The sequence below is a fragment of the Nocardioides phosphati genome (genome assembly GCF_014646375.1).
Taxonomy (GTDB): Bacteria; Actinomycetota; Actinomycetes; order Propionibacteriales; family Nocardioidaceae; genus Nocardioides; species Nocardioides phosphati.
Window position 1 is genome coordinate 54,452 of record NZ_BMNI01000009.1, and the last position, 26,649, is coordinate 81,100.

Below are 26,649 nucleotides of genomic sequence, written 5' to 3' on the forward strand. Positions count from 1 at the left end.
ATGATCGGCGCCATGCCGATGACGAACGCCGAGGCCCACCGGATCGCCCGCGAAGAGGGCGTGAGTGGACCGTTCTACCTGACCGTGAAGCTGCTCGTCGGGCTGGTCTTCCGCCTGCTCTGTGGCTTCACCGTCCACGGCAAGGAGAACGTCCCGAAGAAGGGGCCGATCGTCATCGTGCCCAACCACAAGAGCTTCTGGGACCCGTTCTTCGTGGCGCTCGTGCTGCGCCGTCCGGTGCACTTCATGGGCAAGGCGGAGTACGCCGAGGGGCGCTTCGCGAAGCCGTTCCTCGCGCTCGGCTACTTCCCCGTGCGCCGTGGTGAGTCCGACGCCGACGCACTGGAGACGGCCCGCGCGATCCTCGCCCGCGGCGACGCCCTGGCGCTCTTCCCGGAGGGCACCCGCGTGCGCGGTGACTCTCTCGGCTCGCCCAAGCGCGGTGCTGCTCGCCTGGCGATCGAGGCGGGTGCGCCGCTGGTGCCGGCGACCATCACGGGCACCGAGAAGCGCCGCTGGCCGCTGCCGCGCAAGGTGACGCTGACCTTCGGCGAGCCGGTGTCGGTCGCCGACCTCGAGGCCACGCCCGAGGACGCCGCCGAGGCGATCGGGCGCGCCTGGCCGCAGGTGTCGGAGGAGTACACCCGCTGGCAGAACCGCCCCGGCGCCATCGCGGCGGCTGCCGCCGCTATCGGCGTCGGCGCGTGGGTGGTCCGTCGCAGGCGGCGCTGACTCCGGGCCGGTGACCCTGCCGGTCAGGTCGCGGGCGCCGAGCCGAGCGCGAGCCGGATACCGCGCCACGGACCGTCCGCCACCAGCTCGAGGCGGCCACCGGAGGCCTCGGCGGCGCGCCGTGCGATGTCGAGACCGAGACCGGTCGAGCCGCGGTCGCTCCGCCCCCGGGCGACGGCGTCGGCCGGAAGCCCGGGACCCTGGTCGAGGACGTCGACCGCCCAGCCGTCCGCGACGGGCAGCACGCGTACGCCGAGCGCGGTGCCCTCCGGGGTGTGCGCGATGGCGTTCTCGATGAGCGCGTCGACGGCATCGGCCAGGTCCTCGACAGCGAGGCGCACCGGCGCCGGCAGCTCCGGGAGCCGGACGTCGCACGCGCGGTACTGGTCCTCGGCGAGCGGGCGCCAGAACGCCACCCGGTCGCGGACGACGCCGGCCGCATCGCTGACCGGGTGCAGGCCCTCGCGGTCACCCCGCCGCGCCGCCCGGATGATCTGGGTGAGGCTCCGCTCGACGCCGGCGATGTGCCGCTCGAGATCGGTGCGCGCCGCTCCTTCGGGCAAGGCCTCCACGCCGAGCCGGACGGCGGTGAGCGGCGTACGGAGGCGGTGGGAGAGGTCCGCGGCGTTTTCCCGCTCCATCGTGAGCAGCTCCGAGATCCGCGCGGCGAGGGCGTTGAGCTCACGCCCGACGGCAGCCACCTCGACGGGCCCCGACTCCGGCGCGCGGGCGTCGAGGTCGCCGGTGCTGAGCGCGTTCGCGGTGGCCGCGGCGCGGCGCAGCGGGCGCACGATCCGGGCGCCGAGCAGCTCGGCCGCGGCCCAGGCGAGCGCGACCAGCAGGATGCCGGCCAGTGCCATGGCGACCAGCTGGTTGCGGATCGACGCCCGCACGGAGTCGCTGTCGAGGACGGCGACGATGCGGGCCTCACCCGCGCCCGTGCGGCAGAAGATCTGGACGAGCCGTCCACCCGCGACCGAGGTCACGTGGGGCTGGGAGACCGTGCCGAGGTTGTCCTCATCGCCGTCGCCCAGCCGGGGGGCGCGGGTCCTCAGGGCCGTCCTCAGGCGCCCTGCCGGAAGCGTGGCACCGGTGGCATGCCCGTCGGGGTCCAGCACGGTGACCGGCGTCCGCGTACGCCGGTTGAGCCGGTCGACGTACGACGTCAGCTCGGTGTGGTCGTAGGCCGCCGCGGTCATGTAGTCGGCGGTGCTCTGGGCCGCGTAGGTCGCGCGCTGCTGGGCCTCGTCCCACGCGTGGTCGTGGACGAGGAAGGCGAGGGGGAGCGCGGCGAGCAGCGTCACCAGCACCGCCGTGCCGACACCGAGGACCGTGATCTGGGTGCGGAGCCTCACGACGCCGTCCCGGGGTCGACCAGCTTCACGCCGACGCCGCGCACGCTGACGAGGTAGCGCGGCGCGGCCGCGGTCTCGCCGAGCTTGCGGCGCAGCCAGGAGAGGTGCACGTCGACGGTCCGGTCCGCACCGCCCCACGGCTGGCGCCAGACCTCGGCCAGCAGCGTCGGCTTGGACACGACCTCCCCGGCACGCTGCATGAGGACCTGCAGCAGGTCGAACTCGAGGCGGGAGAGCTCGAGGGGTGTGCCGTCGAGCGTCGCCTCGCGCGACCGCGGGTCGAGGCAGAGTCCGCCGACGGTGAGCGTCGGGTTCGCGTCGACGGCCGCCGCGGTGCGCCGGAGCACCGCCCGGATCCGCGCATCGATCTGGGCGACCGAGAACGGCTTCACGAGGTAGTCGTCGGCGCCGGCGTCGAGGAGCCGGACGATGTCGCTGTCGTGGTCGCGGGCGGTGGCGACGATGACCGGGGTGTCGCCGAGTGCGCGGATCACCCCGAGGACGGCCTCTCCGTCCATGTCGGGAAGGCCGAGGTCGAGCACGACGACCTCGGCGGGCGAGGCGGCGACGGCGGCGATCGCGTCGGCGCCCTTCGCCACGGACGTGACGACGTGGCCGAGCTCGCCCAGGCCGCGGGTCAGCGCACGGCGGATCGCGTCGTCGTCCTCGACGACCATCAGATGTGCCACGCGGCCCACGCTAGTCACTCGGGCGGCCGCGCAGACCGTGCTTGACGTGGACTTGACGTTGCGTTGCGGCGCCCCTGACGCCGGCCTCCCCAGACTCGGGCCATGTTCAACCTCATCAACGGCCTCCCGGTGCACCCGCTCGTGGTCCACGCCGTCGTCGTCCTGCTGCCCCTGGCCATCCTCGGCACGATCGCGCTCGCGGTGCGGCCGGCCTGGCGCGACACCCACGGCCTGCTCCTCATCGGGGTTGCCGCCGTCGCCACCCTGCTGATCCCCGTCGCCACCTCGAGCGGCGAGGCCCTCGAGAAGCACGTCGGCGACCCGGGGCGCCACGCAGCCCTCGGCGACCAGCTGATCTGGTTCGCGCTCCCACTGCTGGTCCTCGACGTGGCGCTCGTCGTCCTCCACAAGCGCGGTACGTCCGGTCGCGCCGTCCTGGGCGGGGTCGCTGCGGTGGCCGTGGTGGCCGCGCTCGCTGCCGGTGTCCAGGTCTACCGCGTCGGTGACTCCGGAGCCCGCGCGGCGTGGGGCGACCAGGTCTCCTCCTCCGTGCCGGCAGCGGACCCCGGCGACTGAGATGACCGGCTCGGGCCTCTCGCGGCGGTCGGTCGTGGCGCTGGCCGCGACCGCCCCCGTCGTCGCCGCCTGCGGTGCGCAGCCGGGTCAGTCGACGGCGGCACCCGCCTCGACCGCCGCCACGCCGACGGGCTCACCGGGGGCCGCGCTTCGGCGTACGTCGGAGGCGCACGTGGCGAAGGCGCGCCCGGCTGCCGGGCCCGTGCTCGCGACGACGGCGCAGGTGCCGGTCGGCGGGGCACTGGTCGTCCCCGCCGAGCAGGTCGTCGTCACGCAGCCGTCGGCTGGTGAGTTCCACTGCTTCAGCTCCGTCTGCACGCATGCGGGCTGTCCGGTGCGCGCAGGCGCAAGGCTGGTCTGCCCGTGCCACGGCAGCCAGTTCGCGCTCGCCGACGGATCGGTGCTGCGCGGTCCCGCTGCCGCACCGCTGCCCAGCGCCGGATCACGGTGCGGGGAGACGAGATCCGGCTGGCCTGACCGCGCGCGCCATCACTCGACGAAGACGTAGGGGCTCCGCGCCGCCTGGGTCGTCACCGTGAGCGCGGTGACCAGCATCGCCAGCCCGATGCAGGACAGCACCACCAGCTGGAACTGCGCGGCCTCGCCGGGCGGCGCGCCGGCGAAGAGCGCACCCACGAAGGCACCCGGCAGCGTCACGAGGCCGGTGGCGCGGGTCTGGTCGAGGTTCGGCAGCAGCGACTCGGCGACGGCCGTGCGCAGGATCTCGTCGTAGGCCCGGCGGGGGCGGGCGCCGAGTGCGAGCCAGCCCTCCACCTCGCCCCGGCGTACGGCGGCGTCGTGGGCGAAGCGGCGCCCCGCCAGCGTCGAGGCGCTCATCGCGTTGCCGATGACGATGCCGCTCAGCGCGATGACGTGCCGCGCGTCGAAGGGGACCAGGCGCAGGCTGAGGGCCAGGGCCAGCGCGGTGCCGGCCCCGGCGACCACACCGATGGCCGCGATCCGGCGACCGTGCGGGATCGCGTGGATCCGGCCGCCGGCGGTCACGGTCGCCGTGAGCAGCATCAGCGCGAGGAAGCCGACCGCGCTCAGCGGCGCGGAGAGCACACCCTTGAGCAGGATCGCGATCACCGCCAGCTGGGCTGCCGCGCGGGCGAGGGCGGCGACCGGTTGCCAGCCGATCCCGACGCGGAAGGCGCGCGCCAGGGCGACGGTCGCGACTGCGACCAGCACGAGCCCCGGCACGAACCACGCGGTCATGGCAGCGCTCAGTCGTCCGAGAAGTCGAGCACGTGCCGCTCCGCGCGGAGCGGGCCGATCTGCGCCGCGACCTCGCGGTGCACCGGGTGCTCCTGGTAGGCCGCCAGCGCCGCCTCGTCGGTGAACCGCGAGACCAGCACGACGTCCGCGGACGCCTCGAGGCCCTCGGCGCGGATGCCGACCCGGAACTCCAGCATGCCCGGCACGAGGCCGGCACAGCGGTCGAGCGCAGCCTTGAAGGCAGGCGCGTCCGCGGGGTCCTTGAGGCTCCACATCACGACGTGGCCGATCATCTGCTGCTCCTTGGGTCAGGGGCCGCCCACGCTAGTCCGGCTCAGGCACGCAGCAGGAGAACCCCGAGCGTGGCGAGACCGAGGACCTTGGCGAGCTCGAGGGCGACGTACCAGAGGTGGGCGTGCGATCGGGGCCCCTCGTGGCCGGCCAGCACCGCGTCCGAGCGACGGGTGAGCGCCGGCCGGACGGCGAGGAGCTGCGCGGCGAGCGCGAGGCCGACGGCGGCCGCGGCGAACGGCGTACCGCGCGGGGCGGGGGAGGCCGCGACCAGTGCCGCGACCACCCCCGCGAGGGCGACGACCTCGACGGCGTTCAGCGCCCGGAAGACGAGCCGGCCGATGGCGAGCCCCGTGCGCAGGTCGACCCCGGGCGCCCGGAACTTCAGCGGCGCCTCGAGGAACGAGATCGCCAGCACCATCCCGAGCCAGAGCCAGGTGAACGCCGTGGCGACGGCCGCCGCCGCGGTCACGAGGCGAGCTCCCGGGCGGGGCCGAAGACCTCGTAGCGGATCCGGTCGGCCGCGACACCGCGGTCGATCAGGGCGCCGTTGACGGCCGCCATGAAGGGCACGGGTCCGCACAGGTACACGTCCGCGTCGCCGGGGAGCTCGACGTCCGCGAGGTCGATCAGTCCCTCGGTGAGATCCGCCCGCTGGGGGCGGACGCCGAGGTCCTCGTACCACCGCACCATGGTCGCGCCGGGCAGGCCGGCGACCAGGTCCTTCAGCTCGGCGCGGTGCGCGTGCGCGGCGGGGGTGCGGTCGGCGTGCAGGACGGTCACCGGCCGCTCCGAGCCGGTGGCGCGCAGGTGGTGCAGGAAGCCCAGCATCGGGGTGATCCCGATGCCCGCCGAGACCAGGACCAGCGGGCTCTCGCCGTCGGTCAGCGTGAGCTCGCCGAACGGCAGCGAGACCTCCAGGTGGTCACCCTCGAAGACCGCCGCGTGCAGGTGGTTCGACACCTCGCCGGCGGGGGCAGTCGTGCCGTCCGCACCGTCGCGGGGGAGCACGGCCCGGACGGAGAAGGCCCACGTCCCCGGCTCGGTGCCGATCAGGCTGTACTGCCGGATCTGCCGCGCGCCGTCGGGCAGCCGGACGCCGATCGAGACGTACTGACCGGGCTTCGCGGCGGGCAGGGGAGTGCCGTCGGCAGCGGCGACCACGAACGACACGGTGTCGGGCGCCTCCTGCGTACGCCGGCGTACGACGAGGTCGCGGAAGACGTCGCCAGGGGTGGTGCCGGCCTCGGCGTACAGGTCCTTCTCGATAGCGATGAGGGTGTTCGCCATGTGCCAGTAGACCTCGTCCCAGGCCGCGGCCACCTCCGGGGTGACGGCGTCGCCGAGGACCTCGACGATGGCGGCGAAGAGGTGCTCGTGCACGACCGGGTACTGCTCGGCGACGACGCCCAGCGAGGCGTGCTTGTGCGCGATCCGGCCGAGCACCTCGCGAGGATCGGGCCCGTCCTCCGCGACCAGCAGCGTGGCGTACGCCGCGATGGCGCCGGCGAGAGCACGCTGCTGGTCGCCCTGGGCCTGGTTGCCGCGGTTGAAGAGGTCGCGCTCGAGGCCGGGATGTGCGGCGAAGAGCCGCCGGTAGAAGACGGGGGTGATGTCGCCGATCGCGGCGCCGATGACGGGGAGCGTCGCGCGGACGACCTCGGTCGAGGTGGACGAGAGCATGGGGTCTCCTTGGGGGTGAGGGCTCAACGCGGATTCGTCGGGCCCAGGGACAGCAGCAGAGGTCCGGTCGGCGACGAGACGACGTCGGCGATGGTGACCGGGTCGAGGGCCGCGTAGAACGCCTCCTGGGCGCGCCCGAGCGCGGACCGGAGCCGGCAGCCTCCGCGGAGGGGACACGGGTTCTTCCCCTCGCACTCGACGACCTCCCTGCCGTCGCCGAGGCTGCGCACCACGTGACCCACCGAGATCGCGCCGGCGTCGGTCGCGAGGGCAAGACCCCCGGACCGTCCGCGACGTGCCTCCACCACCCCGAGCTTGTGGAGGGCGGTCACCACCTTCGCCGCGTGGGTCGGACTCACCGCGAGCTCCTCCGAGAGGCGGGCCGTCGAGGCCAGCTCCCCGTCGTCGAGGACGGCCAGCCGCATCACGATGCGGAGGGCCAGGTCGGTGAAGCCGCTCAGCTGCATGCGCTCACCGTAGCTAAAAGGCGAATCAGAAATACCGAATATCTGCGGTGAAGCCGGTCACGGTGGGCGCAGCTGGTGTCCCGGGCGTGTGTGGCTTGGGTACGGCGGGCACCGGGGTGCATGATGTGGATCACACGACCGTCACCCATGCGGTCCGTGCACACCGGGCCGCCCCAGAGGGCAGCCCACAGCACCCCGGACGGACCACCCGCACCGTCCGGCTCACCTGAGGAGCCATCCGTGTCCGCAGTAGCCACTTCAAGGACTGCCACCGCCGCACCCCCTGCGAGCCGTCCCGCCGGGCTGGTCTTCGACCGCACCGACGAGCTCGCCACCGCCGCCCACGAGCAGGTCGTCTTCTGCCACGACCGCGCCACCGGCCTCCGCGCGATCATCGCGATCCACGACACCACCCTCGGCCCCGCGCTGGGTGGCACCCGGATCCACCCCTACGCCTCCGAGGCGGAGGCGCTCACCGACGTCCTCCGGCTCTCGCAGGGCATGACCGCCAAGTCGGCCGCAGCCGGCATGGAGCTCGGCGGCGGCAAGGCCGTCATCATCGGCGACCCGCGCACGGTCAAGACCCGCGAGCTCCTGCTCGCCTACGGCCGCTTCGTCGACTCGCTCGGCGGTCGCTACGTCACCGCCGGTGACGTCGGCTCGACCGCCGACGACCTCGACGTCGTCGCCGAGGCCACGCGCTGGGTCGTCGGCAAGAACAAGGGCGGGTCGGGCGACAGCGGCTACTCCACGGCGTACGGCGTGTTCTGCGCGCTCCGCGCCGCCGCGCGGCACCGCTTCGGCCAGGGTGGCCTGGCCGGCAGCACGATCGGCGTCGAGGGTGTCGGCAAGGTGGGTGCGCGCCTGGTCGGCCTGCTCGCGGCCGCCGGCGTCGAGCGGATCCTGGTCAGCGACCCCAACGCCGAGGCGACCGCCCGGCTGGCCGGCAACTACGCCGCGGTCGAGGTCGTGCCGTCGGTGGTCGATGCGGACGTCGACGTCTACGCGCCGTGCGCCCTGGGCGCGACCCTGACGCCGCAGAGCGTTGCCGCACTGCGTGCCCGGGTGGTCTGCGGTGCCGCCAACAACCAGCTGCTGACGCACGACGTCGCCGACCTGATGCACGCCCGCGGCGTGCTGTGGGTCCCCGACTACGTCGCCAACGCGGGCGGCGTGGTGCAGGTGGGCGGCGAGCTCTACGGCCACTCCCACGAGACCGTCGAGCGCGGCATCGAGGCGATCGGCCACACGACCGACGAGGTGCTCACGACCGCCGAGGACCTCGGCATCACCACCGCGGCTGCCGCCGACGCTGTCGTCGAGGCCCGCCTCGCAGCGCGTCGCGCCGAGCTCGGCCGTCAGGAGATGGGCCGGTGACCGCGGTCTTCGAGCCCGGCACCGTCTTCGAAGCGTATGACCTGAGCGACCGCTACCGCGCGGGCGCCGGTCCGGTACTGCTGACGGGTGTCCAGGCGATCGCACGCATGCTGGTCGAGCAGCGCGCCCTCGACCGCCGGCGCGGCCTGCGCACGGGGCTCTTCATCTCGGGCTACCCGGGCAGCCCGCTCGGCGGGCTCGACCAGCTGCTGCTGCAGATGCCCGAGCGGATGGCCGACAACGGGATCACGGTGGTGCCCGGACTCAACGAGGAGCTCGCCGCCACCGCGGTCTGGGGCACGCAGTCGTCGGTCACGCTCGACACCGACCGCTTCGACGGAGTGACCGGCGTGTGGTTCGGCAAGGGCCCCGGTGTCGACCGTGCCTGCGACGCGATCCGCCACCTCAACATGTACGGCGGCCACCCGCAGGGCGGCGTGCTCATGCTCGTCGGCGACGACCCGGCGGCGAAGTCCTCGACCGTCCCGGCGGTCAGCGAGCGGACCCTCGCCTCGCTCGGCGTACCGGTGCTCTTCCCGCGCAACGCCTCCGAGATCGTCGAGCTCGGCCTGCACGGCATCGCGATGGCGCGCGCCTCGGGCTGCGTGGTCGCGCTCAAGGTCGTCGCCGACGTGGCCGACGGTGCCTGGGTCGTCGACGGCTCGACCTCGCTGGTCGATCCCGTCGCTCCCGAGATCTCGTGGGAGGGCCGCCCGTGGACCTACGAGCCGACGAAGATCGAGCTCTACCCCGACCGGATCGTCGGCGCCGAGGCGAAGCTCTACGGCCCGCGCATGGCCACGGTCACGGCGTACGCCGCGGCCAACGGCCTCAACCGGATCGACGTCGAGGCTCCGGGCGCGAAGCTCGGCATCGTGGCGGCCGGCAGCTGCTACGACTCGCTCCGCCAGGCGCTGACCGACCTCGGCGTGGGTGTCGAGGACCTCGAGCGGGCGGGGGTCCGCGTGCTGCGGATGGGGATGATGTGGCCGGTCGAGCCGACCGTCATCGACACCTTCGCCGACGGACTCGACGAGCTCCTCGTCGTCGAGGACAAGACCGCCTTCCTCGAGCAGGGGATCCGCGACTTGCTCTACGGCCGCGAGGGCGCACCCCGGATCCTCGGCAAGCGCGACGCGCTCGGGGCTCCGCTCGTCCCGTACGACGGTGAGCTCACCGCCGGCCGGCTCCTCGCCCCGCTGCGCCGCGTGCTGACGACGGCTGGGCTCCGCGACCGCCTGGTGCTCGTGCCGGAGCCGCCGAGGCGGATCGACCTGCCGCTGCTGCCGACCAGCCGCACGCCGTACTTCTGCAGCGGGTGCCCGCACAACCGCTCCACCGCGCTGCCCGAGGGGTCGATCGGCGGGGGCGGCATCGGCTGCCACACGCTGGTCACGATCTCGCAGCGCGAGGACAGCAAGGTCATCGGCGTCACCCAGATGGGTGGCGAGGGCGCGCAGTGGATCGGCCAGGCGCCATACGCGAAGGCGGAGCACCTCTTCCAGAACGTCGGCGACGGCACCTTCTTCCACTCCGCCCAGCTCGCCGTCCAGGCGTGCGTCGCGGCAGGCGTCGACATCACCTACAAGCTGCTCCACAACGACGTCGTCGCGATGACGGGCGCGCAGGACCCGCAGGGCCGCTTCGGCATCACGAAGCTCGCGCACAACCTGGTCAACGAGGGCGTCGCGAAGGTGATCATCTGCGCCGACGAGCCCGAGCGCTACCGCCGCCGCGACCTTCCCCGAGGCGTGGAGCTGTGGCACCGTGACCGGCTCGACGAGGCGCAGAAGGTGCTCCGCGACATCAAGGGCACGACCGTCCTCGTCTACGACCAGCACTGTGCCGCCGACGCGCGCCGCCAGCGGAAGCGGGGCACGCTCGCCCCGCGCACGAAGCGGGTCATCATCAACGAGGCGGTCTGCGAGGGCTGCGGCGACTGCGGCCGCAAGAGCAACTGCCTCTCGGTCCAGCCCGTCGAGACGGAGCTCGGGCGCAAGACCCGCATCGACCAGACCGGCTGCAACACCGACTACACCTGCCTGTCGGGCGAGTGCCCGTCCTTCGTGACGGTCGAGGTCGACCCGTCGGCGAGGGTCGCCCGGCGCGAGGCGCCGGCCGCCCCGGACGTCGCGGATCCCGGCTACGGGGCGCTCGACCGCACGTGGAGCGTCTTCATGGCGGGCATCGGCGGCACGGGCATCGTGACCGTCAACCAGGTCCTCGCCACCGCAGCGCTGCGGGCCGGCTTCGGCGTGGAGTCGCTCGACCAGGTCGGCATGAGCCAGAAGGCCGGCCCGGTCACGGGCCACCTGCGCTTCGGCCCGGGTGCCGTGGAGCCGTCCAACCGGGTCACGCCCGGGTCGGCCGATGCGCTGCTCGGCTTCGACCTGCTGACCCTCGCGGAGGCCCGTAACCTGCAGTACGCCGGCCCCCGCACCCGCGCGGTCGTCTCGACGAGCCCGACGCCCACCGGCCCGATGGTCCACGACCCCTTGGTGGCCTACCCCGCGGAGGCCGACCTGCTCGACCGCGTCGACAGCACCGTCGCCGGGGTCGAGTCCTTCGATGCGCTCGCCGCTGCGGAGGCGCTCTTCGGCAGCACGGCGGCCGCCAACTTCCTGCTCGTCGGTGCCGCCTACCAGTCCGGCGCGCTGCCGATCCCGGCCGAGGCGATCGAGGAGGCGATCGGCATCAACGGCGTCTCCGTCGCGGCCAACGTCGCCGCCTTCCGCTGGGGGAGGGCAGCCGTCGCGAAGCCCGACGCGTTCGCCGAGGCGACGCGGGGGCCGCAGCGCCGGGCGCGCGCGGTCGGCGTACCGGGGCTGCGGGAGTCGACGGTCGACGGCGCCGTGCGCTCTCTGGTGGCGGACCGTGCGGGGCGACTTGTCGACTTCCAGTCCACGAAGGTCGCGGCCGGCTACGTCGCACTCGTCGACACGGTCTGGGCCGCCGAGCGGGCGGTCACCGACGACACCCGCCTCTCGCAGGCCGTCGCCCGCCACCTGTTCCAGGTGACGGCGTACAAGGACGAGTACGAGGTGGCGCGGATGCTGACCTCGCCCGAGGCGCTCGCGGCGGTCGCCGCCGACGTCCCGGGCGGCGCGCGGGTCACGTTCAACCTGCGGCCGCCGGCGTTCGCGTGGTTCCTGGGGGAGCGCAAGATCGGGCTCGGGCCGCGCTGGCACTGGCTGCTGCGGCTGCTGGCGATGCTCAAGGTGCTGCGCGGCACGCCGTTCGACCCCTTCGGCCGTGCCCACGTACGCCGGATGGAGCGCGCCCTGCGCGACCACTACCGGTCGCTCGTGGCCGGCCTCACCGACGGGCTGACCGCCGAGGGCTATGACGAGGCGGTGCGGCTGGCGGGGCTCGTGGAGGTCGTGAAGGGCTACGAGTCGGTGAAGCTGGGCAACGTGGAGCGCTACCGCGCCCTGCTGCGGTCGAGCGGGATCGAGCCGACCTTCTGACACGATGGCGGGCATGAGCAGGCAACGACTCGACGACCTCGGTGACGCGTGCACGCTCGAGGAGGCGCTGGCCCTCTTCGACTCCCTCGACGCGGTCCGCGCCGACGCGATCCTCGGCCGGTGGAAGGGGCGCGAGCTGCGCACCGGCCACCCGATGGACGGCGCGCTCGAGGCGTCGGGCTGGTGGGGCAAGTGGTTCGACGGCGTCGACGAGGTGCACCCGCTGGTCTTCCGGACGCCGGGTGGCGACCTGGTCAGCCTGGATCCCCGCCGGGTGCCGCTCGGGCTCGCGGGCACGCTGCCGCTGGGGGCGATGGCGACGGCGCGGCGCTCGCTGGGCGTGCTCAGGATCGCGATGCAGACGGCCAGGCCACGGGCACGGCTGCGGCACGTCGAGCACCGGGGCGTGGTGACGGCCGCGATGGTCTACGACCACCTGCCGATCATCGACGTCTTCCGGCAGGTCGACGCCGACACGCTCCTGGGCGTCATGGACCTGCGCGACTCGCCGCCGTACTGCTTCGTGCTCGAGCGAGCCTGAGGGAACCTCGCAGAGCTGACGGGGCAGACCCGAGAACGCACGCGGGCCCGCACCGCGGCCGCTGCGGAGGGATGGAGCGGCGGCAGTGCGGGCCAAGGAGGGTCGGCTCGGTCCCTGGAGGGGTGGGACGCCGGGTGCGCTCCTGTGCTGCGTACCCCTGAAGTCTCGCTCACCGGGGCCCGGACCGGCAGGGCCCGCAGGGCCCTTGGGGGCGGGACCTTGGTCCCTTCGCGGCGAGGTCCGGTGCCTCTCGTCGGCGCCGCGCGGGGTCGAGCAGGCTTGACCCATGGAGAAGTCGATGACAGGCCCTGTGGTGGCTGGCTGGGACGCGAGCGCGGAAGCGCGGCTCGCCCTGCAGCATGCGCACCAGCGTGCGCTGCGTGAGGACGTCGAGCTGCGCGTGGTCATCGCTCGCGGTGACATCGGCCGGGTCTCGGTCTGGGCCGACGAGTGGACGCGTGGCCTCGCGGAGGAATGGAGCGAGTCTGCGCGCAAGCTGCTCGCCGAGCTCGGTCGGCCGGAGTCCGTGCCGGACATCCTCGTGGGGACGCCGGCCGAGGTCCTGATCGCAGAGAGCGCCACGGCCTCCTGCGTGGTCGTCGGCGCCGGAGGCCACGGACCGCTCTTCGGCCGCTTGCTCGGCTCCACCAGCCAGCACCTGACCCGTTACGCGACCGGCCCGCTGCTGGTCGTCCGGGCCGGAGGCGTGGCCACCGGCCCCGTGGTCGTCGGTGTCGACGGCTCGGCGCTGAGCCTGCGTGCCCTGGAGTTCGCCGTCCGGGAGGGCGAGGCCCGCGGCGTGCCGGTGGAGGTGCTCTACGTGCCGCCGCGGCTCGAGGGCTGGGCCTACTTCGAGGGCGCCACGTCGTCCGAGCTGGTCCGTGAGCTCGAGGAGCACGACGCCGAGGTCAGCCAGGCCGTCTCGCGGGCGCTCGCCCAGCACCCCGGCGTACCGGCCACCGTGCGTACGCCGGGCGGCTCGGCCGCCCACGAGCTCGCCTGCGCCTCCGCGAACGCCTCCCTCGTCGTCGTGGGGAGTCGCGGAGCGGGCGGCTTCACGGGCCTCCTGCTCGGCTCCGTCGCCAACGCCGTCCTGCACCGGTCGCACTGTCCGGTCGCCATCATCCACTGAAAGCCTGAGAGGACCCCACCATGCGTGCGATCGACGAAGCGCGGAAGCTCTACCAGGGCGAGCTCGTGACCGTGTCCCGTCCGGACTGCCTGCGCCTCCTGGCGCTCAGCCGGATCGGCCGGGTGGCGTGCAACAGCGCCGGCGGGCCGCTGGTCGTGCCCGTGAACGGCCGGTCCCACGGCACCGACGTCTACTACCGTGTGCGGGAGGGGTCGCATCTCGCGACGGCCCTGCGCGAGGGCCACGCGTCGTACGAGATCGACGGCTTCGACGACTTCCACCAGGTGGGCTGGAGCGTGCTCGTCAGGGGCCGCGTCAGCTGGATCGCGTCCGACGAGCTCCCCGAGCACCGCTCGGAGTGGCCGTCGCCGTGGGCCGGGGGCAAGCGCGACATCTGGGTGCGCCTCCAGGGTGACGACATCGACGGACGGCGGCTGCTTCCGTGAGCCCGAACGCCCACGCGCGTACACGTCGATCGGGTAGAACGGTCACATGACGATCAAGGTCTTCCTGCTCGACGACCACGAGGTCGTGCGCCGCGGCCTCCGCGAGCTGCTCGAGGCGACGGGTGACATCGAGGTCGTCGGTGAGAGCGGCTCCGCCGTCCGCGCGACCGCCATCATCCCCGCGCTCCGTCCCGACGTGGCTGTCCTCGACGGCCGGCTGCCCGACGGCAGCGGCATCGACGTCTGCCGTGACGTGCGCTCGGTCGACCCCTCGATCCGGGCGCTGGTCCTCACGTCGTACGACGACGACGAGGCGCTCTTCGCAGCGATCATGGCTGGCGCCTCGGGCTACGTGCTCAAGCAGATCACCGGCACCGACCTGGTCGACGCCGTACGCCGGGTGGCGGCCGGCCAGTCGCTGATCGACCCGTCGCTGACGATGCGCGTGCTGGAGCGGGTGCGGCGTGGCAAGGAGGAGACTCCGTCGGAGCTCGACTCCCTGACCGAGCGCGAACGCGAGATCTTCGCGCTGATCGCCGAGGGGCTCACCAACCGCCAGATCGGCGAGCAGCTCTTCCTCGCCGAGAAGACCGTGAAGAACTACGTCTCCAGCCTGCTGGCGAAGCTCGGGGTCGAGCGGCGTACCCAGGCTGCGGTCCTCGCGGCGCGCCTGCTGCGCTGACCGGCCCAGACGGAGACCGGGCACGACAGGGCGCGTCGGCCCCAGGGCGCGTCGGCCTCAGCGCGCGACGGGCACGGCCAGCCGCAGGATCGTGCCCCGCGGCTGGGCGGGGACGAGGTCGAGCTGGCCACCGAGGTCCGCGGCACGCGTGCGGAGGTTGCGCAGGCCACTCTCGCGGCAGCCGGCCGGGATGCCGACCCCGTCGTCGGTGACGACCAGCGTCACCTCGCGGGCGTCACAGGAGATCTCGACCGTCACCGTCGCCGGGTGCGCGTGACGGGCCGCGTTGGAGAGCGCTTCGCGCAAAGCGGCCAGCAGGTGGTCACCGATGTCGTCGGGGACACCGGTGTCGATCGGTCCGGACGTGCGCACGGCGGGGGCGAAGCCGAGGACCCGTTCGTACTCCAGCGCGAGCCCGGTGACCTGGGCGCGCAACGAGGTCGAGCCACGCTGCTGCAGCGCGAAGATCGTGCTCCGGATGTCGCGGATCGTCGTGTCGAGGTCGGCGACCGTGCTGTCGATGCGCTCGGCGACGACGGGCGAGAGGACCTGGCCCCGCACACCCTGGAGCTGCAGTCCGGTCGCGAAGAGCCGCTGGATCACGAGGTCGTGGAGGTCGCGGGCGATGCGGTCGCGATCGGAGACGATCGCCAGCTGCTCACGGTCGGCGACCGCCCGCGCACGGTCGAGCGCGAGGCTGGCCTGGTCGCCGAAGGAGGCCAGCATGTCGAGGTCGGAGCTGAGCATGCCGCGCTCCTGGCGCGGGTCGAGCTCGACCACCAGCACCGTCGGCCCGAAGAGCTCCGCGCGGATCGGCACGGCGACGGCGAGTCGCTCGTCGGCCAGCGGGACCGGATCCGGACGATCGCCTGCGAACGCCGCGCGCACGGCGTCGGCGGCGATCGTGACCACCTCGTCGGCCCGCTCCGCCTCGCGTCCCTCGGTGCTGAGGACCGCCGGCTTGCCGTCGGGCCCGGTGTGGAGCACGGCGACGGTGGGAGAGCGCGAGACGATGCGCGCGGCCACGGCGACGAGGTCGAGGGCCTCGTGGACCGACGCTCCCGGGCGCAGGGCCTGGTCGAGCCGGGAGGTCGCCTCGAGCCAGGTGCGCTGCCGCTCGGAGAGCGCGTAGGCGCGGGCGTTCTGCACGACGACGCCGGCGGCGCTGGCGAGCGCCTCGACGAGCATCTGGTCCTGCTCGGTGAACTCGGCGCGGTCGGCCTTCTCGGTGAGGTAGAGGTTGCCGTAGGCGACGCCGCGGACGAGCACGGGCACGCCGAGGAAGCTGGTCATCGGCGGGTGGTTGGCGGGGAAGCCGAACGAGGCGGGGTGCTCCTGGAGGTGGGCGAGGCGGAGCGGGCCGGGGTGGTGGATCAGCAGGCCGAGGATGCCGCGACCGCGGGGCGCGTCGCCGATGGCGGCGCGGCCGGCGTCGTCGACTCCGTGCGTGATGAACGCCGAGAGGTCGTCGTGGTCGCCGATAACACCGAGCGCCCCGAACTGGGCGCCGGTCAGCTCGCACGCAGACTCGACGATGCGCCGCAGCACCTTGTCGAGCTCGAGGTCGGAGCTCATCGCCGCCACGGCGTTGAGCAGCGCGCGCGCGTCGCTGCTCAGGCCCTCCACGCTCCCTGGCATGAGCCCATGGTGGCACCCTCTTTCAACGTGGGGGCGATTTTCACCCCACTGAACGGACATCCATGCGGGTCATTCCGATCCGCCGACCGGTCAGCTGGTCCCAGCGCACCCGCAGGTAGAGCGTGCGGGCGCCCCGGGCCCACGGGTCGGGGTCATGGAATGCGTGGAGGAACTCCCGGACACCCTGCTCCTCGATCCGATCACAGCGACCGGTGGCGACGACGCTCCAGCCGGACCTGCTGAGCGGGTCGATCTCGTCGACCTCGTAGGCCACGCGGGCACCCCAGGCGAGGAGGCCCAGCTGGCTGTACGGCGAGGTGCGGATGATGATCGCGTCGTCGTGCACGACGTGGTTGACCGGCACGATGGTCGGCCCGTGCGGAGTGCTGAACGCGCACCGCCCGACCCTCGCCTGGGCGAGCAGGTCCACGCACTCGCGGTAGCGCAGCTCGGTGTCCATGGCTCCAGCGTGCGTGGGGGGTGCGGCGTACGCATGGGCCTGAGGTCCTCTTCCGCAGGGACCTCGCGCCCTGTGCCCGCGTGGCCGCGGGCAGCAGTCTGGACGTGGCAGCAGACGGAAGGAGACCACGATGTGGCATGACTACGCCGCCCACGGGTGGGCCTGGATGGGCTTCATGATGCTGGCGTCCGTGCTGGTGATCATCGCTGCGGCGCTGTGGTTCGTCGAGCTGGCGGCCGGCTGGCCGTGGCGTGACCGCGACCATCCCGTGCGGGACGAGATCCGGCACCTCGAGCACCGTGCGCCCGATCCGTTCGAGGTGCTGGACCAGCGCCTCGCGCGGGGCGACCTCGACCCCGAGGAGTACCGCGCCCGACGGCGGGCCCTGACCGACGGTCGCGACGCGAGGTGAGCGCTCGGCGCTGCCTTAGCCGGCGACGGGGAGACGCAGCTCGCCGGGCGCGCCGGCAGGGACGGCCGGCGCCTTCGGCGCGACCGGCGCGATCCGGGTGTACGCCGAGCCGAGTGCCGGCCGCGGGTCGGCCTCGCCCTTGTTGGGCCAGAACGCCATGGCGCGCTCGGCCTGCGCGGTGATCGTGAGCGACGGGTTGACGCCCAGGTTGGCCGTGACCGCGGAGCCGTCCGCGACGTGCAGTCCGGGGTGGCCGTAGACCCGCTGCCACGGGTCGACGACACCGGTCTCCGGCGAGTCGCCGATCGCGCAGCCGCCGATGTAGTGGGCGGTCGCGGGGATGTTGAAGACGTCGGTGGCCACCGAGCTGGTGACGCCGTCCGCCTTCCTGGCGTACTGGCGGGCGATGTCGTGCGCCACCGGGATCCAGTCGGGGTTGGGCTCGCCGGTGCCCTGCCTCGTCTTCAGCAGGCCGCCCTTGCGGAAGGAGGTCAGCGAGTTGTCCAGCGCCTGCATGACGAGCAGGACGACGGTCCGCTCGGCCGCCTTGCGCGGGTCGAGCGCGCGGAGCGTCTGGCCCGGGTGGAGCAGCATGAAGAGCAGGAAGCGCAGGAACCGGAAGGCCCCGCCGTCGATCATCGGCACCGCCTGGGCGTACATCGCCCCCTGGCCCTTGCCGTAGGTGCAGACCTCGATGTGGGTCGAGGTCTCGGGGTGGATCGAGGAGGTGATCGCCACGCCCTGCGCGAAGTCCTCGCGGCTCTTGCTGGCCACGCAGATGATCGCCTCCGAGTTGGAGCGGGTCAGCTCGCCGAGCCGGTCCGACAGCCCGGGCAGCGTGCCCTCGTCCTTGAGCTTGTGCAGCAGCTTCTGCGTGCCGAGCGCAGCGGCGGCGAAGACCACCTCCCGGGCGGTGAAGCTGCGCCTGCCCTTGCGCAGCCTGCCGTTGGAGCGCTCGGTCTCGACGACGTACCCACCGTGGCCGTCGGGGCGCACCTCGGTGACGGTCGTCAGCGGGTGCACCTCGGCGCCGTTCTGCTCGGCCAGGTAGAGGTAGTTCGTGACGGTGGTGTTCTTGGCGTTGTGCCGGCAGCCGGTCATGCACTCGGAGCAGTGCACGCAGCCGGCGCGGCGCGGCCCCGCACCGCCGAAGTAGGGGTCGTCGACCTCGACGCCCTCCTGGCCCTCGTTGAAGAAGACGCCGACGCGGGTGCGGTGGAAGGTGTCGGCCACGCCGCGGTCGCGGGCCACCTCCAGAAGCAGGTCGTCGGCAGGTCCGGTGCGCGGGTTCTCGATGACGCCGAGCATCCGCTCCGCCTGGTCGTAGTACGGCGCGAGCTCGTCGTTCCAGTCGGTGATGTGCGCCCAGGCCTTGTCGGTGTAGAACGCCGGCAGCGGCTGGTAGAGCGTGTTGCCGTAGATCAGCGAGCCGCCGCCGACGCCGGCCCCGCTGAAGACCATGCACTTGCCGAGCACGCTGATCCGCTGCGGGCCGGTCATGCCGAGACGGGGCGCCCAGATCGACTTGCGGACGTTCCAGTTGCTCTTCGGGATGTCCTCCGGCGCCCAGCGGCGGCCGGACTCCAGCACCCCGACCCGGTAGCCCTTCTCGGTCAGGCGCAGTGCGGTGACGGAGCCACCGAAGCCGGAGCCGATGACGAGGACGTCGTAGTCGTAGGCAGTCACGGAAGGCTCCTGGGGGGATCGGCACCGGGTGATTTCCGCAGCATAGGGCGCGCCACGGACGCGCGCGGCCCTTCTGCGCCTGCCGTCAGCTCCGCCCGCCGTCAGGTCAGGCGTCGACGCCCACGACCCAGATCCAGTTGCCGTCGGGGTCCGTCACGGAGAACATCCGCGGCACCGTGCCGTCGCCGCCCATCGGCTCGCCGACCTGGAGGCCGTCGATGCCCTGCATCCGGGCGAGCTCACCGTCGACGTCGGGCGTCTCGACGCCGATCGCGCCGCCGCCCGGCTCGCCGTTCATCGGCGGGTTGAGGGCGAGGCGCGCATCGGAGCCCGGGGGAGCGACCTCGACCCAGCGGCCGGCCTGGTCGCCCTCGCCGAAGGAGACGTCGGAGCGGAGCTCCCAGCCGAGCTTGTCGGTGTAGAAGGCGACCGCGGAGTCCTGGTCCGCGACGCTGAACATGGCAACGCCGATCTTGCTGATGGTGGTCATGCCCACCACCTTCCCGCCGTACGACGGAGCCCGCAAGGGCCGCCCGGACCCTCGTCTCCGCGGGCCGGCGGGTCAGCCGAGGCGGCCGCTGAGCAGCTCGTGGCGCTCGGCGCTGGCCTCGTTGAGCCCGGTGATCTCGACGGTGGCGCCGCGGCGGGCGTACTTGGTCGTGATCGCGTCGAGGGTGGCGACGGTCGAGGCGTCCCAGATGTGGCTGGCGCCCAGGTCGATGACGACACGCGCCGGGTCCTCGGCGTACGCGAACTGCGTGTAGAGGTCGTTGCTCGAGGCGAAGAAGAGCTCGCCGGTGACCCGGTAGAGGGCGTAGGGCCCGTGCTCGTCCTCGCCGAGCGTGCGGTGGGTCTCGGTCAGGTGCGCGACGCGGCGGGCGAAGAGCACCGTCGCGACCAGCACGCCGACGATGACGCCGATCGCGAGGTTGTGGGTGGCCACCACGACCGCGACCGTCGTCAGCATGACCGTCGTCTCCGAGCGGGGCATCCGGCGCAGGCTGACCAGGCTGTGCCAGTCGAAGGTCATCACCGAGACCATCACCATGACGGCGACGAGCGCCGCCATCGGCATCGCGCCGACTGCCTCGCCGAGCACGACGACGAGCACGAGCAGGAAGACGCCGGTCAGGAACGTCGACAGCCGGGTGCGGGCGCCGGCGGCCTTCACGTTGACCATCGTCTGGCCGATCATCGCGCAGCCCGCGATGCCGCCGAAGAGGCCGGTGACGAGGTTCGCCGCTCCCTGGCCGATGGTCTCCCGGGTCTTGTCGGAACCGGAGTCGGTGAGGTCGTCGACGAGCTTCGCGGTCAGCAGCGACTCGAGGATGCCGACGAGCGCGACACCCAGGGCGTACGGCGCGATGGTCCGGAAGGTCTCCCAGGTCAGCGGCACGTGCGGGAGCACCAGGGATGGCAGGCCGTGCGGGAGGGCGCCCTCGTCGCCGACGGTGGGCAGGTCGAGGCCGGTCAGCACGACGAAGCCGGTCAGGACGATGATCGCCACGAGCGGCGACGGGACGACGCTGGTGAGGCGGGGCAGCAGCACGATGATCGCGATGCCCACGGCGACCAGCGGATAGACCGCCCACGGCACGTGGACGAGGTGCGGCACCTGCGCCAGGAAGATCAGGATCGCCAGCGCGTTGACGAAGCCGACCATGACCGAGCGCGGCACGAACCGCATCAGGCGCGCGGCACCGGTCAGGCCGAGCGCGACCTGGAAGACGCCGGCGAGCAGCACGGTCGCGAGGAAGTACTCCATGCCGTGGTCGCGCACCACCGGGGCGATGACGAGCGCGACGGAGCCCGCGGCTCCGGAGATCATCGCCGGGCGACCGCCGAAGACCGAGATCGCGACGGCCATCGTGAACGACGCGAAGAGTCCGACCGACGGGTCGACGCCGGCCAGGATCGAGAACGACAGCGCCTCGGGGATGAGCGCCAGCGCGGTCACCAGCCCGGCCAGGACCTCGATCCGGAGCAGACGCGGCGAGCGCAGGGCGTGGAGGACGGTCGGCGAGGTGGTCACGGGTGACCATTCTCCCGCCTCCGGACGGTGCTCACGACCAGAGCAGCATGCCCGCCGCCCGCCGCTCGGGCTCAGTCGTGGAGCCGCGTCAGCGGACCGGGCCTGGTCCGCGCCTCCACCCTGCGCCCGTCCCAGTCGATGGTGACGTCGTCGAGCGAGAGCTCGCCGGTGTGCCGGTTGAAGTGGCGCAGGGTCTTCGCGAGCAGCACCGGCCGGGTGACCCGGTTGCGGTCGTAGCCCATCAGGGTGCCGGGTCGCCCGCGGCTGACGATGATGGCGTGGACGGTGGGGTGCTCGCCGGGCTCGAGGCGGAAGTCGCGCACGCGCTCCCGCAGCGGCCCGTCGGGCCCGGTCACCTCGCTCTCCAGGAGCGTGGACGCCCGGCGGAGCACGAGCCCCTCCGCAGCCTCCGGCTGCGGGATCACCACGCCGCTGCGGCGCTTCCGCAGGGTCACCTCGCTGTCGAGCTGCTTGACGTCCTCGATCGAGATCCAGCCCGGCCGCTCCCGATCCCGCCACTGCGGCGCCAGTCGGTGCCACCAGGCGAGGGCGTGGTCGTCGTGGCGCGGGGCCATCCGCGGCACCAGGGCGGCAGCCCCGAGCAGCAGGCCGGTGACCTCCAGCCGGCCGTCGGCGTACTCCGTGAGCTCGAGGTCGTCCACCTTGCCGACGAGCGCGCCGTCGGTGTCGACCACCTGGCGGTCGAGGAGGTGGAGGGCGGCGTCGAGGTGGCCGTGCAGGCGTGCCATCAGGCCCCCATTCCGGTGATCACCATCAGCGGCAGCGCGGCGACCGCCACCACCGTGAGGAGCACCAGGTAGACGAGGCCGAGCCCGTTGGCGAGCCGGCCGTTGACGTACTCGCCGAGGTAGTCGGGATCGTTGGCCACGACGAGGATCGGGAAGTAGGTGAGCGGCAGCGCGACGGCGGAGAAGACCACCGAGGCCTCGGTCACGAGGATCGGGTCGACGGCGGTGAGCAGCACAGCCACCGCTGCCAGCGTGGAGACCAGGATCATCGCGTGGAACCGGGTCGCCTCGCGCGTGGTGACGTACTTGCCCCACTGCCAGCCGAAGTACTGCGCGATCGAGTAGCCCACGCTCAGCCCGGTCTCGCACGCAGCACCGAAGGTGGCCGCGACGAAGCCCACGATGAGGATCGCGAGCCCGATCTTGCCCAGTGCCACCGCGACGGGCAGCCCGACCTGGCCCAGCGAGTCGACGCCGATGCCCTGGGGCAGCAGCACCGCCGTCGCGACGCCCGCGATCGACAGCGAGAGCAGGCCACCGAGGGGGAAGCCGATGAAGACGTTGGCCCGCATCACCCCCAGGTCCTCCGGCGTCCACTTCTCCTCGACGCCTCCGCTGGAGAAGAAGAAGACCTCGTACGGCGTCATCGCGGCGCCGAAGAGCGCGACCGCGTAGTAGGCCCACGTCGTCCACTTCTCGCCGCCGGGCTTGGCGAAGCGCGCGGCCTGGCTGACGTAGTCACCCCAGTCCGGGCCGAGCTGCCAGAGGGCGACGGAGAAGACGATCAGGCAGAGGCCGAGGAGGCCGAGCACGTTCTCCATGTGGGAGAACTTCGCCCGCCACAGCACCAGCCAGACCACGAACGCGACGAACGGCACCAGCAGCAGGTAGCTCACCGAGCTGACCAGCTCGAGGGAGAGGGCGACGCCACCGATCTCGGCGATGAAGGTCAGGAAGGTGACCAGCATCGACGCGGTCAGGTTGAGCATGCCCAGGCGCGGGCCGAGCCGCTCGCGCACCAGGTCGAACGTCGCGCGGCGCGAGACCGCTGCGACGCGGCCCGACATCTCGGCGTACACGCAGATGCCGAGGACGCCGACCACCACCACGAGCCCCATCGACATGCCGAACCGTGAGCCCACGACGGCGTTGGTGACGAGGTCACCGATGTCGACGAAGCCGCCGATGGCGGTCAGGATGCCGAGGGCGACGGCGAGGTACTTCTTCACAGCGTCCCTCCCGCCTTCTGCAGCTGGTCATGGAGCGCGTCGAGGTGGTGCCGCAGGCGCGGGTACGACGCCTGGTCGCCGCTCACCAGCGCCTCGCGCGCCGTCTGGACGGCGTCGTCGGCCTCCGCGAGCAGGTCGCTGACGTGGCTCGCCTCCTTCTCGATCGAGGCGGGCGGCTGCAGCGTGTCGACGCTGTCGACCGCCTTGCCCATCGCGTCCTCGGCGTGGACGAGCGTGGCGACGCCGTAGCCGCCGAGGACGTGCTGGCGCTCCTCCTCGCGCAGCACCATCGACGCGGTGCCCACGAGCGCCACCGCGTCGTCCAGCGCCGTGCTCGCCGTGTCCCGCCAGGCGGCGGCGTCGGGGCGGGCGGGCACCAAGCCGCAGCCGGTGGTCAGCAGGAGGGGAGCGACGAGGAGGCCGGCGACGGAGCGCCCCACCGCCCGTCGCCGACCACCCCGGAGTCCGTCGTCGTCGATCACGCTGGGGCTGTACCCCGCGGGGCGCTACCTGATCCGTGCGTTTGCGTCCGGTCGGTCGAGCAGGGCCTCGAGCACGAACTCGAGCAGCGACCGCGCCACGTCGTACGCCGCGGGGTCCTCGCTCGTGCGCGGGCCCGCGACGTTGAGGGTGAGGTCCGGCGAGCGGAGCCCGGTGAGCCACGCCGTTGCCTGACCCGGGTCGGTGGTCTCGAGGCACGGGCGGTCCTGGTCCGCGGCGGCACGGAGCGTGACGTCCGTGCCGGGGGAGGTGACGCCGGGGCGGCGGATGACCAGCGTGGCGTCGCTGTCGCGGACGTTGCGCAGGGTGCGCTCCGCGGGGTCGGCCGTCTCCGTCGCACGCAGCCCCGGGTAGCGCGCGAGCACGCCCGGGGGCTCCGGCAGGTCCTCCGCCCAGCCGCCGGCCGGGCACCAGCCGCCGTACGGGAGACCGTGGGTGATCGCGACGTCGAGTGCCGCCCGGTCGACGCCGGTCTGCCCGCCGGCGACGACACGCAGGATCAGGGACGAGGTCACCTCACCGCGGTACCCGCGGCGGACGGGGTCAGCCGGTGATGTCGCGCCCGAGGATCTGGCGCGCGATGACCCACTTCTGGATCTCGTTGGTGCCCTCGTAGATCTCCCCGATCTTGGAGTCGCGGTAGAGCGCCTCCACCGGACCCGGCGTGCCGTCGGCCGCGAGCTCGCGCGCGAAGCCGAAGCCGCCGTACGCCTGGACCGCGTCGCGGGCGATGTCCACGGAGAGGCGCGTGCCGTAGAGCTTCGCCATCGCCGCCTCGGGCTCGGGGAACGGGTTGCCGGCGTCGAGCCGGAGGGCTGCCTTCAGGTAGAGGTTGCGGGCGTTCTCGATCTCGCAGGCACGGTCGGCGAGCAGGAACTGCCAGTGCTGGTTGGCGCCGACCTTGCGGCCGAAGGCCTCGCGGGTCGACACCTGCGCCACGATCAGGTCGAAGGCGCGCTGGGCCATGCCGACACCTGCCGCCGCGATGCCGATGCGGCCGAAGGTCAGCGTCTGCAGCGCCTGGCGCAGGCCGTTGCCCTCGACACCGCCGAGCAGCTCCCTGTGGTCGATGCGGACGTCCTTGAAGTGGACGTCGGCGGTCAGCTGGCCACGGTTGCCCATCTTGCGGTCGGGAAGGCCGACGGTGACGCCCGGGAGCGAGGTGTCGACGATGAACATCGACATGCGGTCGCCGGTCTTCGCGAGCACGACGATCTCGGCGGCGACGGGCGAGTTGGAGATCCACCGCTTGTGCCCGTTGAGCACCCAGGCGTCGCCGTCGCGGACGGCCTCGGTCCTCAGCGCCTCGATGGAGAGGTCGGTGGATGCCTCGGGCTCCGTGGTGGCGAAGGCGCCGACGATCTCACCGCTGACGATCCTGGTCAGCCAGCGCTGCTTCTGCTCGTCCGTGCCCTGGTTGAGCGCGTTGCCGGACAGGATGCAGTGGACGTCGAAGACCGCGCCGATGCTGCTGGAGTGGTAGGCGAGCTCCTCGATGGTCGCGGCTGTCGCGGTTGCCGGGTGCTCGAGGCCGTGCCCGCCGACCTCGGCGCCGAAGCCGACGCCGTACAGGCCCTCGGCGGCGAGCGCGTCGAAGACCTCGCGCGGGAACCCGTCGACCTGCTCGTCACCGTTGGCGATCTGGCCCGCCGCCGGCGCGACGACGCGGTCGGCGACCTCGCGTGCCCGGACGCGCGCCTCGAGGACGTCAGCGGGGGAGAGCAGGTCGTGGAACAGGCGGTCGTACTGGCGCGCGACGATCATGCGCGGAACATATCATTCGCAGTGCGAACGAATTCACTCCTCGGGCGCCTCGAGGGCCGCCGTGAGCGCATGACTGCGCGCGAGTGAGTCGAGCGACGCCTGCAGCTCGCCGAGGCCGGACCGGCCGAGCTCGGCCTCCAGCACGGCCTCGACGTCGACGAGGCGCGCCACGATGCGGTGCAGCAGCTGCGCCCCCTCGTCGGTGAGGGCGACGACGTAGCGCCGGCGGTCGGACGGGTCGCGCTCACGGGCCACGGCCGCGAGGGACTCAAGGTGCTCGAGCGTCCCGGCCATGGTCGCGGGGTCGATGCGCAGGTGCCGGCCGAGATCGACCTGACCGGTCGGTCCCAGGTCTGCCAGCGCCTGCAGGACGCTGAAGTGACGCACGCGGACCCCGAGCGGACGCAGCGCGCGCTCCTGCAGGCGGAAGGTGACCTGGCCCAGCCGGGTCAGCAGGCAGCTCGCGCGGTCAGCGATGCTGCCGGGCACGAGGCTCGGGGTCGCGGGCCGCTCGGGCTGGTCCACCGACTCCGCTGCAGGCCCCGTCATGCGCGGAAGGCTACCCGCACCTGCGGGGGCCGCTCACCAGGCGGGAGGCACGACCTGCACGCCGGCGAGCAGCAGGATGTTGAGGTCGAGCAGCCACTCGACGCGGGAACGCTCCTCGAAGAGCCGGTTGGCCTCCGCGACGTGCGCGCGCCCCTCCGCGCGACTCCAGCCGTTGACGGCGCAGAGGTGGTCGAACGCACGCTCGTGGTGGCCGCGCAGCCCGGCCAGGCCGAGGTGCGTGCTCTCGTGGCACCGGGTGCACAGGCAGACCAGTCGCCGCAGGCGCTGCACCGGCATGCCGAAGCTGACGAAGGGCTCGTCGGCCGGGGCCTCGTCGTACTCCCAGCGCTCGTGCGCCTCGAGCCAGATCTTCTTCGCCCGGTCGCTGGGCGAGCCGCACGCCTCGCAGCGGTTGCCGGCCCGGCCGTAGACCATCCGGCGCACGCGGTCCCAGTCGCCGGGGGCGATGTGGGACCGGACGTTGGTGAACCAGCAGGACGCGGGCACCAGGTCGACGAAGAGCGGCGCGCCGCCGGGTGCGGGGTTGAAGGTGCGGTCCTCGCCGGGCAGGACGGTGGGGAGCGCGGGCGGGGGAGTCACGGGGCCATCCTGCCGGGCTGTGACCCCGGCCGACGGCGTACGCTGCGCGTGCCGGACAAGGGAGAACTTCATGGTGGCGAGCCGATCGGCCCGAGAGCGCAAGGCAGCCGCCGAGGCCGGCCCGCTGGCGCAGGTGCGCATCGACCTCGGGGACGACGACCAGTTCGTCTACAAGATCCGCTGCACCCGGTGCACGGTCCGCGACGGCGTGAGCTGGTCCGCGTGGCGGCGGGGCGAGGACAACGGCTACATGGCCGCCATGGACCGCTGGACCTTCCACCTGGTCGAGAAGCACCCGGGCGCCGACGCCCCGTGCCTGACGTACGTCGACGCGGCGCAGCAGCGCCTCGAGGAGCGCCGCAGCCGCTGACCC

Annotated in this window: 30 protein-coding genes; 11 read left to right on the forward strand and 19 right to left on the reverse strand. The window is 73.0% G+C overall.

Annotated elements, in window-relative coordinates; all coding sequences use genetic code 11:
• The first annotated feature begins 12 nt into the window (after window positions 1–12).
• On the forward strand, window positions 13–732 hold the full coding sequence (locus IEX47_RS14945) for a lysophospholipid acyltransferase family protein (RefSeq protein ID WP_188784820.1): 720 nt from the start codon (window positions 13–15) through the stop codon (window positions 730–732).
• 23 nt (window positions 733–755) lie between these two features.
• On the opposite strand, the gene IEX47_RS14950 is transcribed toward IEX47_RS14945, so the two are convergent.
• Window positions 756–2,087, reverse strand: a complete 1,332-nt coding sequence (locus IEX47_RS14950) for a HAMP domain-containing sensor histidine kinase (RefSeq protein ID WP_188784821.1) — start codon at window positions 2,085–2,087, stop codon at window positions 756–758.
• The gene (locus IEX47_RS14955) at window positions 2,084–2,776 is read right to left on the reverse strand and encodes a response regulator transcription factor (RefSeq protein ID WP_188784822.1); all 693 of its coding nucleotides are present in this window, start codon (window positions 2,774–2,776) and stop codon (window positions 2,084–2,086) included. The genes IEX47_RS14950 and IEX47_RS14955 overlap by 4 nt, the downstream gene beginning before the upstream one ends.
• 102 nt (window positions 2,777–2,878) lie before the next feature.
• Here IEX47_RS14955 and IEX47_RS14960 point away from each other — a divergent pair, with 102 nt between their 5' ends.
• The gene (locus tag IEX47_RS14960; RefSeq protein WP_229662915.1) at window positions 2,879–3,352 is read left to right on the forward strand and encodes a DUF2231 domain-containing protein; all 474 of its coding nucleotides are present in this window, start codon (window positions 2,879–2,881) and stop codon (window positions 3,350–3,352) included.
• Window position 3,353: 1 nt separating this feature from the next.
• A complete protein-coding gene (locus tag IEX47_RS14965; protein ID WP_188784823.1) occupies window positions 3,354–3,860 on the forward strand; it encodes a Rieske (2Fe-2S) protein in 507 nt (168 codons plus the stop codon).
• Here IEX47_RS14965 and IEX47_RS14970 read toward each other — a convergent pair.
• The 5 genes from IEX47_RS14970 to IEX47_RS14990 are packed head-to-tail and all read right to left on the reverse strand — an operon-like array spanning window position 3,842 to window position 7,011.
• Window positions 3,842–4,570: an ABC transporter permease gene (locus IEX47_RS14970; protein WP_188784824.1), complete on the reverse strand. Its 729-nt coding sequence runs from the start codon at window positions 4,568–4,570 to the stop codon at window positions 3,842–3,844. The genes IEX47_RS14965 and IEX47_RS14970 overlap by 19 nt on opposite strands.
• Before the next feature lie 8 nt (window positions 4,571–4,578).
• Window positions 4,579–4,863: a Dabb family protein gene (locus IEX47_RS14975; RefSeq protein ID WP_188784825.1), complete on the reverse strand. Its 285-nt coding sequence runs from the start codon at window positions 4,861–4,863 to the stop codon at window positions 4,579–4,581.
• A gap of 41 nt (window positions 4,864–4,904) precedes the next feature.
• Window positions 4,905–5,333: a hypothetical protein gene (locus IEX47_RS14980; protein ID WP_188784826.1), complete on the reverse strand. Its 429-nt coding sequence runs from the start codon at window positions 5,331–5,333 to the stop codon at window positions 4,905–4,907.
• Entirely contained in the window at window positions 5,330–6,544 is a 1,215-nt protein-coding gene (locus IEX47_RS14985) for a globin domain-containing protein (RefSeq protein WP_188784827.1), read from the reverse strand. Before IEX47_RS14985 ends, IEX47_RS14980 begins: the two co-directional genes overlap by 4 nt.
• A gap of 23 nt (window positions 6,545–6,567) precedes the next feature.
• Window positions 6,568–7,011 (reverse strand): RrF2 family transcriptional regulator, encoded by a 444-nt coding sequence (locus tag IEX47_RS14990; protein ID WP_188784828.1) that lies wholly within the window; start codon window positions 7,009–7,011, stop codon window positions 6,568–6,570.
• 240 nt (window positions 7,012–7,251) lie between these two features.
• Between IEX47_RS14990 and IEX47_RS14995 the strand changes: the two genes are divergently transcribed.
• From IEX47_RS14995 to IEX47_RS15020, 6 genes are all read left to right on the forward strand, one after another.
• A complete protein-coding gene (locus IEX47_RS14995) occupies window positions 7,252–8,388 on the forward strand; it encodes a Glu/Leu/Phe/Val dehydrogenase dimerization domain-containing protein (RefSeq protein ID WP_229662916.1) in 1,137 nt (378 codons plus the stop codon).
• A complete protein-coding gene (locus tag IEX47_RS15000) occupies window positions 8,385–11,855 on the forward strand; it encodes an indolepyruvate ferredoxin oxidoreductase family protein (RefSeq protein ID WP_188784830.1) in 3,471 nt (1,156 codons plus the stop codon). The genes IEX47_RS14995 and IEX47_RS15000 overlap by 4 nt, the downstream gene beginning before the upstream one ends.
• A gap of 13 nt (window positions 11,856–11,868) precedes the next feature.
• Window positions 11,869–12,396, forward strand: coding sequence for a DUF4334 domain-containing protein (locus IEX47_RS15005; protein ID WP_188784831.1), 528 nt, complete (start codon window positions 11,869–11,871; stop codon window positions 12,394–12,396).
• 298 nt (window positions 12,397–12,694) lie between these two features.
• Window positions 12,695–13,528, forward strand: coding sequence for a universal stress protein (locus IEX47_RS15010; protein ID WP_188784832.1), 834 nt, complete (start codon window positions 12,695–12,697; stop codon window positions 13,526–13,528).
• 20 nt (window positions 13,529–13,548) lie between these two features.
• Window positions 13,549–13,974, forward strand: coding sequence for a pyridoxamine 5'-phosphate oxidase family protein (locus IEX47_RS15015; protein ID WP_188784833.1), 426 nt, complete (start codon window positions 13,549–13,551; stop codon window positions 13,972–13,974).
• 46 nt (window positions 13,975–14,020) lie between these two features.
• A complete protein-coding gene (locus IEX47_RS15020) occupies window positions 14,021–14,656 on the forward strand; it encodes a response regulator (RefSeq protein ID WP_188784834.1) in 636 nt (211 codons plus the stop codon).
• A gap of 57 nt (window positions 14,657–14,713) precedes the next feature.
• On the opposite strand, the gene IEX47_RS15025 is transcribed toward IEX47_RS15020, so the two are convergent.
• Entirely contained in the window at window positions 14,714–16,294 is a 1,581-nt protein-coding gene (locus tag IEX47_RS15025; protein WP_188784835.1) for a GAF domain-containing sensor histidine kinase, read from the reverse strand.
• 40 nt (window positions 16,295–16,334) lie between these two features.
• Complete coding sequence (locus tag IEX47_RS15030) at window positions 16,335–16,754, reverse strand: pyridoxamine 5'-phosphate oxidase family protein (RefSeq protein ID WP_188784836.1); 420 nt, start codon at window positions 16,752–16,754, stop codon at window positions 16,335–16,337.
• A 130-nt stretch (window positions 16,755–16,884) separates the two neighbouring features.
• Between IEX47_RS15030 and IEX47_RS15035 the strand changes: the two genes are divergently transcribed.
• The gene (locus tag IEX47_RS15035) at window positions 16,885–17,166 is read left to right on the forward strand and encodes an SHOCT domain-containing protein (RefSeq protein ID WP_188784837.1); all 282 of its coding nucleotides are present in this window, start codon (window positions 16,885–16,887) and stop codon (window positions 17,164–17,166) included.
• Window positions 17,167–17,181: 15 nt separating this feature from the next.
• Here IEX47_RS15035 and IEX47_RS15040 read toward each other — a convergent pair whose 3' ends face one another.
• From IEX47_RS15040 to IEX47_RS15085, 10 genes are all read right to left on the reverse strand, one after another.
• Window positions 17,182–18,852 (reverse strand): GMC oxidoreductase, encoded by a 1,671-nt coding sequence (locus IEX47_RS15040; RefSeq protein WP_188784838.1) that lies wholly within the window; start codon window positions 18,850–18,852, stop codon window positions 17,182–17,184.
• A gap of 106 nt (window positions 18,853–18,958) precedes the next feature.
• Complete coding sequence (locus tag IEX47_RS15045) at window positions 18,959–19,342, reverse strand: VOC family protein (protein ID WP_188784839.1); 384 nt, start codon at window positions 19,340–19,342, stop codon at window positions 18,959–18,961.
• A 72-nt stretch (window positions 19,343–19,414) separates the two neighbouring features.
• Window positions 19,415–20,884, reverse strand: coding sequence for a SulP family inorganic anion transporter (locus tag IEX47_RS15050; RefSeq protein WP_188784840.1), 1,470 nt, complete (start codon window positions 20,882–20,884; stop codon window positions 19,415–19,417).
• Between the two features lie 71 nt (window positions 20,885–20,955).
• Window positions 20,956–21,633, reverse strand: a complete 678-nt coding sequence (locus tag IEX47_RS15055; RefSeq protein WP_188784883.1) for a hypothetical protein — start codon at window positions 21,631–21,633, stop codon at window positions 20,956–20,958.
• A complete protein-coding gene (locus IEX47_RS15060) occupies window positions 21,633–22,862 on the reverse strand; it encodes an NRAMP family divalent metal transporter (RefSeq protein ID WP_188784841.1) in 1,230 nt (409 codons plus the stop codon). Before IEX47_RS15060 ends, IEX47_RS15055 begins: the two co-directional genes overlap by 1 nt.
• Window positions 22,859–23,344, reverse strand: coding sequence for a hypothetical protein (locus IEX47_RS15065; protein WP_188784842.1), 486 nt, complete (start codon window positions 23,342–23,344; stop codon window positions 22,859–22,861). The genes IEX47_RS15060 and IEX47_RS15065 overlap by 4 nt, the downstream gene beginning before the upstream one ends.
• Before the next feature lie 24 nt (window positions 23,345–23,368).
• Window positions 23,369–23,878: a YpsA SLOG family protein gene (locus IEX47_RS15070; protein WP_188784843.1), complete on the reverse strand. Its 510-nt coding sequence runs from the start codon at window positions 23,876–23,878 to the stop codon at window positions 23,369–23,371.
• A gap of 28 nt (window positions 23,879–23,906) precedes the next feature.
• On the reverse strand, window positions 23,907–25,127 hold the full coding sequence (locus IEX47_RS15075) for an acyl-CoA dehydrogenase family protein (protein ID WP_188784844.1): 1,221 nt from the start codon (window positions 25,125–25,127) through the stop codon (window positions 23,907–23,909).
• Window positions 25,128–25,160: 33 nt separating this feature from the next.
• Window positions 25,161–25,676 carry a MarR family winged helix-turn-helix transcriptional regulator gene (locus IEX47_RS15080; protein ID WP_188784845.1) on the reverse strand — a complete coding sequence of 172 codons (516 nt, stop codon included), beginning with the start codon at window positions 25,674–25,676 and terminating at the stop codon, window positions 25,161–25,163.
• Between the two features lie 33 nt (window positions 25,677–25,709).
• Window positions 25,710–26,276 (reverse strand): DNA primase, encoded by a 567-nt coding sequence (locus tag IEX47_RS15085; protein ID WP_188784846.1) that lies wholly within the window; start codon window positions 26,274–26,276, stop codon window positions 25,710–25,712.
• A 70-nt stretch (window positions 26,277–26,346) separates the two neighbouring features.
• On the opposite strand from IEX47_RS15085, the gene IEX47_RS15090 reads away from it, so the two are divergent.
• The gene (locus IEX47_RS15090; RefSeq protein WP_188784847.1) at window positions 26,347–26,646 is read left to right on the forward strand and encodes a hypothetical protein; all 300 of its coding nucleotides are present in this window, start codon (window positions 26,347–26,349) and stop codon (window positions 26,644–26,646) included.
• Window positions 26,647–26,649: the final 3 nt, after the last annotated feature.

Bases quoted from the DNA above. Each gene is read 5' to 3' on its own strand.
- IEX47_RS14945 (WP_188784820.1), top strand. From the start codon at position 13: ATGCCGATGACGAACGCCGAGGCCCACCGGATCGCCCGCGAAGAGGGC.
- IEX47_RS14960 (WP_229662915.1), top strand. From the start codon at position 2,879: ATGTTCAACCTCATCAACGGCCTCCCGGTGCACCCGCTCGTGGTCCAC.
- IEX47_RS14965 (WP_188784823.1), top strand. From the start codon at position 3,354: ATGACCGGCTCGGGCCTCTCGCGGCGGTCGGTCGTGGCGCTGGCCGCG.
- IEX47_RS14970 (WP_188784824.1), bottom strand. From the start codon at position 4,570: ATGACCGCGTGGTTCGTGCCGGGGCTCGTGCTGGTCGCAGTCGCGACC.
- IEX47_RS14975 (WP_188784825.1), bottom strand. From the start codon at position 4,863: ATGATCGGCCACGTCGTGATGTGGAGCCTCAAGGACCCCGCGGACGCG.
- IEX47_RS14985 (WP_188784827.1), bottom strand. From the start codon at position 6,544: ATGCTCTCGTCCACCTCGACCGAGGTCGTCCGCGCGACGCTCCCCGTC.
- IEX47_RS14990 (WP_188784828.1), bottom strand. From the start codon at position 7,011: ATGCAGCTGAGCGGCTTCACCGACCTGGCCCTCCGCATCGTGATGCGG.
- IEX47_RS15005 (WP_188784831.1), top strand. From the start codon at position 11,869: ATGAGCAGGCAACGACTCGACGACCTCGGTGACGCGTGCACGCTCGAG.
- IEX47_RS15010 (WP_188784832.1), top strand. From the start codon at position 12,695: ATGACAGGCCCTGTGGTGGCTGGCTGGGACGCGAGCGCGGAAGCGCGG.
- IEX47_RS15015 (WP_188784833.1), top strand. From the start codon at position 13,549: ATGCGTGCGATCGACGAAGCGCGGAAGCTCTACCAGGGCGAGCTCGTG.
- IEX47_RS15020 (WP_188784834.1), top strand. From the start codon at position 14,021: ATGACGATCAAGGTCTTCCTGCTCGACGACCACGAGGTCGTGCGCCGC.
- IEX47_RS15025 (WP_188784835.1), bottom strand. From the start codon at position 16,294: ATGCCAGGGAGCGTGGAGGGCCTGAGCAGCGACGCGCGCGCGCTGCTC.
- IEX47_RS15030 (WP_188784836.1), bottom strand. From the start codon at position 16,754: ATGGACACCGAGCTGCGCTACCGCGAGTGCGTGGACCTGCTCGCCCAG.
- IEX47_RS15035 (WP_188784837.1), top strand. From the start codon at position 16,885: ATGTGGCATGACTACGCCGCCCACGGGTGGGCCTGGATGGGCTTCATG.
- IEX47_RS15045 (WP_188784839.1), bottom strand. From the start codon at position 19,342: ATGACCACCATCAGCAAGATCGGCGTTGCCATGTTCAGCGTCGCGGAC.
- IEX47_RS15055 (WP_188784883.1), bottom strand. From the start codon at position 21,633: ATGGCACGCCTGCACGGCCACCTCGACGCCGCCCTCCACCTCCTCGAC.
- IEX47_RS15075 (WP_188784844.1), bottom strand. From the start codon at position 25,127: ATGATCGTCGCGCGCCAGTACGACCGCCTGTTCCACGACCTGCTCTCC.
- IEX47_RS15080 (WP_188784845.1), bottom strand. From the start codon at position 25,676: ATGACGGGGCCTGCAGCGGAGTCGGTGGACCAGCCCGAGCGGCCCGCG.
- IEX47_RS15090 (WP_188784847.1), top strand. From the start codon at position 26,347: ATGGTGGCGAGCCGATCGGCCCGAGAGCGCAAGGCAGCCGCCGAGGCC.